Below are 5,696 nucleotides of genomic sequence, written 5' to 3'. Positions count from 1 at the left end.
GTGGGGACGGGGCCCCCGGGCCCCGGACAGAACCCGGCTTACCGGCGCATTGCCTAGTTTTGGCGGCCGCTCCTGCTTCGGCAAGAGCGGCCGCTTTTTTTAGTTACCGGTTTTAGATCCTAAACCGTCCGAGCATTTCACCCGCGGAGCATTCCAATCGATTGGTGCTGGTAGGGGGGCCAGCCAACGACGGCGGGCAATACCTGCTGGGCATGGACAAAGCTGGAGGCTAATTTATTCGACAACGAAGCCTGGAGCACCGCCATCATACTGCCTGGTATCTTGGCCGATGCTACCCGCCTGGGCCTGCGCGTAGCCCAGCTGCCGACCCTGCACGACGTGGATTCAGCCCAGGACCTGGCTACCTGGCGCGGGAATTCGGCGGCGGGCGGCGGGCACTAGGGCCCGACAGCCGCCAGGAGCCCGCGTAGTATTCCGCGGCGGCCCACAGTAGCACAACCCCGTACTCGAGGGCCAACAGCGAGTCGCTTTCGGTGTAGGCCGCCGTGCGGTAGGCCGCGTAGGAAAGCACCGCTAGCCCCGCCCACACCCGGGCGTAGCGCAGCGGCGAAAAGCAGCTCAGCGCCACCAGCGGCACCAGGTACCAGGGGTGCACGATGGTGGCCAGCGCAAAGTAGCCGCTGAGCGTGAGCAGCAACAGCTGCGGCAGCGCCGCCAGCCGGGGCCGCCCCGCCCCCCGCGCCAGCCGGAAAGCCAGGTAGAGGGCCCCCGCGCCCAGCAGGGGCCCTAGGCCGCCCACTAGGTCATAGCCCGTGAGCCACCGGCCCAAGGCCAGCAGCACGTAGAACACGCTGGCGTTGAACTCAAAACTTTGGAAATACAAGTCCAGGCTGAGGCCGATGTGCAGCAGTAAATCCCACGAAAGAAAGGGGAGAAACAGCAGCCCTAGGCTGCCCGCCAGCACCCCCAAAAACCAGCGAAAGCGCCGCCGCCCCAGCCGCCGGGCCAGCAGCGGCAGCGCCAGCAGCGGCAGCAGCTTGGTGGCCACGGCCAGGGCCAGCGCCCGGCGGCCAGCCGGCGCGGCGGCGTGCCAGTAGGGCCCCCGTCAGCAACAGAAAGAAAACTACCGCCCCTTCCATGTGCACGTTGCCCATCACCTCGACCACCGCCAGCGGGTGCAGCAGGTAGGCCAGGGCGCGTCGGGCGGGCCAGCCGGCCAGCGGCAGCAGCCACAGCAGCAGCGCCGCGGCGCCCGCATCGGCCAGCAACAGGGCCCCGCGCACCACCATTAGAAAGCCGGTTTGGGAGGTGGGGAAGGCCCGCGCCGCCGCGCCGTACAGGGCCTGACACACGGGCGGGTACACCGAAAAATAGGCCGGTGAATTGAGCAACGGCAGCAGGTGGCGCAGCTCGGGCAGCGGCAGGGCGGCCGAATCAGTGGGCGTGGCGGCCAGCAGCTGCCGGGGCGTTTTGGCAAACGGGTTGTGGCCGTGGCTCACCAGCAGCCCGTCCCAGCGGAAGCGGTAGAAATCGTTGCTCAGCGCCGGGGTGGCCGGCAGCCACAGCAGCCGGAACACCAGTGCGGCCCCCAGCCCCCAGCGCAGCGGCAGCCGCGTGTGCAGCAGCCACGCGTAGGCGGCCCCCGCCACCGCAAACAGCCCGAGCAGCTGCCCAAAGTGCGTCCGCGGTGTGGCGTAGGCCAGCCCCCAGTACGCCGCGCCCGTCAGCAGAAGGGCCACGAGCTGACCGGCGCGCAGCCAGGGGGCGGAAGATGGCGGAGTAGGCACCAGAGGCAGAGCGTAGGAATTACCAGTATTTGAAAATGGTCCACAGGATTTTGAAGCCCGCGCCCAACGTGCCGCGCACCGTGCCCGATATCTTGGAGGTGCCGATGCGGCGGCGGTAGCGCACGGGCACTTCGGCCACGCGCAAACCCAGGCGGGCGGCTTTCACCTGCATTTCCACCGTCCAGCCGTAGTTGGTATCGGCCATGCCGATGCGGGCCAGCGCCGCCGCCGTCACGGCCCGGAAGGGCCCCAGGTCGGTGTGGGTGCCGCCGTAGCGCAGGCGCAGCAACCGCGACGCCAGCCAGTTGCCAAAGCGCTGCTGCGGCAGCAGCGCGCCGCGCTCACGCTCACCCAACGCCCGCGAGCCGATGACCAGCTCGGCCGCGCCACTCAGCAAAGGGGCCAGCAGAGCGGGCATTTCCTCGGGAAAATCGGAGTGGTCACCGTCGAGAAACACGATAATTTCCGGGGTGCGGCCGGCGGGTTGGGCGGCGTAATAGGCCAGCCCGGCCAGGCAGGCCTGGCCGTAGCCGGGGCGCGGCTCGGTCACCACCGTAGCCCCGGCGGCGCGGGCGGCGGCGGCGGTATCGTCGGTTGAGGCGTTATCAACCACCACCACTTCCTGCGCCAGGCCGGTGGGGATTTCGCTCAGCACCAATGCAATGGAGCGCCCCTCGTTGTGGGCCGGGATGAGCACGCCAATGCGGGGGAGAATAGCCAAGGTAGACAGCGAAACGGGTGAGGGAGGTGCAAAGAACGGCCGGGGCTGCGCAATCGGCGGGCCGGGACTGCTGCGTGGGTGCCAGGGGCGGCGGGCGGGCTACTGCCGCGTTTTGGCGTTCATTTGCAGGTATGCACCTCGTTATCATCGGCAACGGCATCACGGGCGTCACGGCGGCCCTCACGGCGCGGCGGCTCGTGCCCGCGGCCCGCATTACGCTGGTGGCGGCCGAAAGCGCCCACCACTACTCGCGCCCGGCCCTGATGTACTTATACATGGGCCACTTGCGCCACGCCGACGTGAAGCCCTACGAAGACTGGTTCTGGGCCGAAAACCGCCTGGAGCTGGTCCACGCCGAAGCCACCGGCGTGGACACCGCCGCCCGCACCGTGCAGCTGGCCGCCGGCCCGGCCCTAACATACGACCAGCTGCTGCTGGCCACGGGCTCGGTGGTGCGCACGCCCGACTGGCCCGGCCAGCAGCTGGCCGGCGTGCAGGGTTTCATCGGCCTGCCCGACGTGGAAAGTATGAGCCGCGACACCCAGGGCATCCGCCAGGCCGTGGTGGTGGGCGGGGGCCTCATCGGCGTGGAGCTGGCCGAAATGCTGCACTCGCGCGGCATCCGCGTGACGTGGCTGGTGCGGGAAGCGCGCTACTGGCAATCGGTGCTGCCGCCCGAAGAGTCGGCCATGCTGGAGGCACATTTTAGGGAACATCATATTGATTTACAGAAAAACACCGAGCTGCGCGAGGTGCTGGGCGACGCCCAGGGCCGCGTGCGCGCCGTGGTCACCACCACCGGCCAGGAGCTGCCTGCTGAGTGGGTTGGGCTGGCCACTGGCGTGACGCCCAACTTGGTTTTAGCGAAAGCCGCCGGCCTCGATACGGACCGCGGCATCCTGGTAAACGAGCTGCTGGCCACCAGCGCGCCCGGCGTGTACGCGGCCGGCGACTGCGCCCAGCACCGCCAGCCCGCCCCCGGCGAGGTGGCCGTGGAGCAGCTCTGGTACACCGGCCGCATGCAGGGCGAAACCGTGGCCCACACCATCAGCGGCCAGCCCACGCCCTACCAGCGCGGCCAGTGGTTCAACTCAGCCAAATTCTTCAACCTCGAATACCAGACCTACGGCCGCGTGCCGGCCGCGCCCGCGCCCGGCATCGCCAGCTTCTGCTGGCAGCACCCAAATGGCAAACACCTGCTGCGCATCAATTTCCGCGCGGCCGACCAAGCCGTGACTGGCGTGAACACCTTGGGCCTGCGCCAGCGCCAGGACGTGTGGGAACGCTGGCTGGCCGAGCCCACGCCCATCGGCACCGTGCTGGCTCAGCTGGCGGCGGCCAACTTCGATGCGGAATTTACGCGGCAGCACGAGCCGGCCATCCGGCGCGCGTTTGCCCGGCAGTTCCCGGACATTGCGCTGAGCAAGCCGCGCCGCAAGGGGTTGTTTAGAATGCTGGGGTAGCGTAATGTAAGTCCTAAAATAGAACGTCATGCTGAGCGGAGTGCAGCATCTCTACCGCTTCATTTGAGCAGTTCAACCAAGCGGTAGAGATGCTTCGACTCCGCTGCGTCGCTGCTTAATGCGCGGAATGCTCAGCATGACGACCGTATTTCTAAAGTTTATCCAAGCCATCCACTATGCTACCCTACCCTACCCCCTCCCTGGCCCTCGCCCAGCCACCCGCCGCCGCCACGCCCCCCGGCGAAAAGCCAGTCCTGGCGTCCGTAGCCCTGGGCCTACTGGCGCTGCTAGCCGCCGCGGCTGATGCCGACCCTGGCCGCGCCCGGCTCAGCCTATACGCGGCCTTGACGCTAGTGAGCGCCGGGGCCCTGGGCTGGGCCTGGCTAGCTTTTGGGCGCACCGGGGCCGGCTGGCACCCGCACGATTTGTGGCGTCGGGCCAGCACCAGCCGGGGCGCGTGGCCTGGGCCACGGGCGTGGCGCTCACGGGCTTCTACGTGGTGTTGTACTGGTTCCCGTGGCTGCTCACAAACCTGATTCGGGCCCTCGACCCGTTTAGCGAGTGGCTGCGCCGCAAGCCGGCCGACCAGTGGCTGCTCTACGGCACGTTCTACACGCTGGCGGTGCTGGTGCTGGGCGGCCGGGCGCTGTGGAAATACCGGTTCTCGCGCTACCACCTGGCGCGCACCGCCTCGGTGATGTTCTTCCAACTGGGTTTCGGCTTCCTGCTGCCGGGGCTGCTGCTGGCCTTGCAACAGCCCGAATACTACTTCACCTATTTCTGGCCGCTGAAGTACGACTATTTGTTTCCCGATACCGTGGGCAAGCTGCTGCACGGCGGCGGGCTCGGGGTATTCATGGTGTTTTGGGGCGTGGTAATGGCCTTTTTGGCTACCCCGGTGCTTACCTATTTCTTCGGCAAGCGCTGGTACTGCTCTTGGGTGTGCGGCTGCGGCGGCCTGGCCGAAACCGCCGGCGACGCCTACCGCCACCTCTCCGATAAAAGCCGGCAGGCCTGGCGCTGGGAAGTGCGCCTCATCTACCCCATTCTGGGGCTGATAACGCTGCTCACGGCGCTGCTGTGGCTGGGGGCCTCGGGGGCGGTGCCGGCGCTGGGTGTGGTCACGGGGCCCCTGGGGCAGTTCTACGGCTTCGTGATTGGCAGCGTGTTTTCGGGCGTCGTCGGGGTTGGGTTTTACCCACTGATGGGCTCGCGGGTGTGGTGCCGCTTCGGCTGCCCGATGGCTGCTTACCTAGGGCTCTTGCAAAAGCACTTCTCCCGCTTCCGCATCAGCACCAACGGCGGGCAGTGCATCTCGTGCGGCAACTGCTCCAACGCCTGCGAAATGGGCATCGACGTGAAGCAGTACGCCCAGCGCGGCGAGCCCATCGTGCGGGCCGCCTGCGTGGGCTGCGGCCTCTGCGCCACCGCCTGCCCCCGCGGCGTGCTCAACCTGGAAAACGGCCCGCGTGAAGGCCGTTTGGCCGGCTCGACCTTCATCCACGCCGACTCGCTGCGCATTTTGTAGGGTAATTGCTCGCCCGCCGGGGGCGCTCACCCCTAGCTCTCCTGCGGAGAGGGGGCTAGGGGGGTGAGGTTCACGCTTGGACGGCACTTTCTTAAACTTTTCCCTTCATGTTCTTTCTCGAAGCCAGCCTGGTCGTTGTGTACGGCCTGTGCCTGGTCTTTATGTTGGGGTTCAGCCTCACGCAGGGGCAGCTAGCCCGGCTGGCGCGGCGGGCCCCACCCCTGCCCCCGCCGCCC

Annotated in this window: 5 protein-coding genes; 2 read left to right on the top strand and 3 right to left on the bottom strand. The window is 67.7% G+C overall.

Annotation, left to right across the window (positions count from 1 at the left end; translation table 11 throughout):
* Positions 1-361: 361 nt before the first annotated feature.
* From BEN49_RS10350 to BEN49_RS10340, 3 genes are read right to left on the bottom strand one after another with little or no spacing between them, the layout of a single operon-like run.
* Positions 362-844 (bottom strand): hypothetical protein, encoded by a 483-nt coding sequence (locus BEN49_RS10350; RefSeq protein ID WP_070743005.1) that lies wholly within the window; start codon positions 842-844, stop codon positions 362-364.
* The gene (locus BEN49_RS10345; RefSeq protein ID WP_125916715.1) at positions 825-1,748 is read right to left on the bottom strand and encodes a hypothetical protein; all 924 of its coding nucleotides are present in this window, start codon (positions 1,746-1,748) and stop codon (positions 825-827) included. The genes BEN49_RS10350 and BEN49_RS10345 overlap by 20 nt, the downstream gene beginning before the upstream one ends.
* A 19-nt stretch (positions 1,749-1,767) precedes the next feature.
* A complete protein-coding gene (locus BEN49_RS10340) occupies positions 1,768-2,469 on the bottom strand; it encodes a glycosyltransferase family 2 protein (RefSeq protein WP_262490193.1) in 702 nt (233 codons plus the stop codon).
* A gap of 131 nt (positions 2,470-2,600) precedes the next feature.
* On the opposite strand from BEN49_RS10340, the gene BEN49_RS10335 reads away from it, so the two are divergent.
* Together BEN49_RS10335 and BEN49_RS10330 are read left to right on the top strand one after the other, a co-directional pair.
* Complete coding sequence (locus BEN49_RS10335; RefSeq protein WP_070743000.1) at positions 2,601-3,932, top strand: NAD(P)/FAD-dependent oxidoreductase; 1,332 nt, start codon at positions 2,601-2,603, stop codon at positions 3,930-3,932.
* Positions 3,933-4,359: 427 nt separating this feature from the next.
* Positions 4,360-5,460: a 4Fe-4S binding protein gene (locus BEN49_RS10330; protein WP_070742999.1), complete on the top strand. Its 1,101-nt coding sequence runs from the start codon at positions 4,360-4,362 to the stop codon at positions 5,458-5,460.
* Positions 5,461-5,696 lie beyond the last annotated feature (236 nt).

Source organism: Hymenobacter coccineus (genome assembly GCF_001816125.1).
Lineage (GTDB): Bacteria > Bacteroidota > Bacteroidia > Cytophagales > Hymenobacteraceae > Hymenobacter > Hymenobacter coccineus.
This window is presented reverse-complemented; position numbering and strand designations above follow the sequence as displayed.

Coding starts and splice junctions, on each gene's coding strand:
- BEN49_RS10335 (WP_070743000.1), top strand. CDS start 2,601: ATGCACCTCGTTATCATCGGCAACGGCATCACGGGCGTCACGGCGGCC.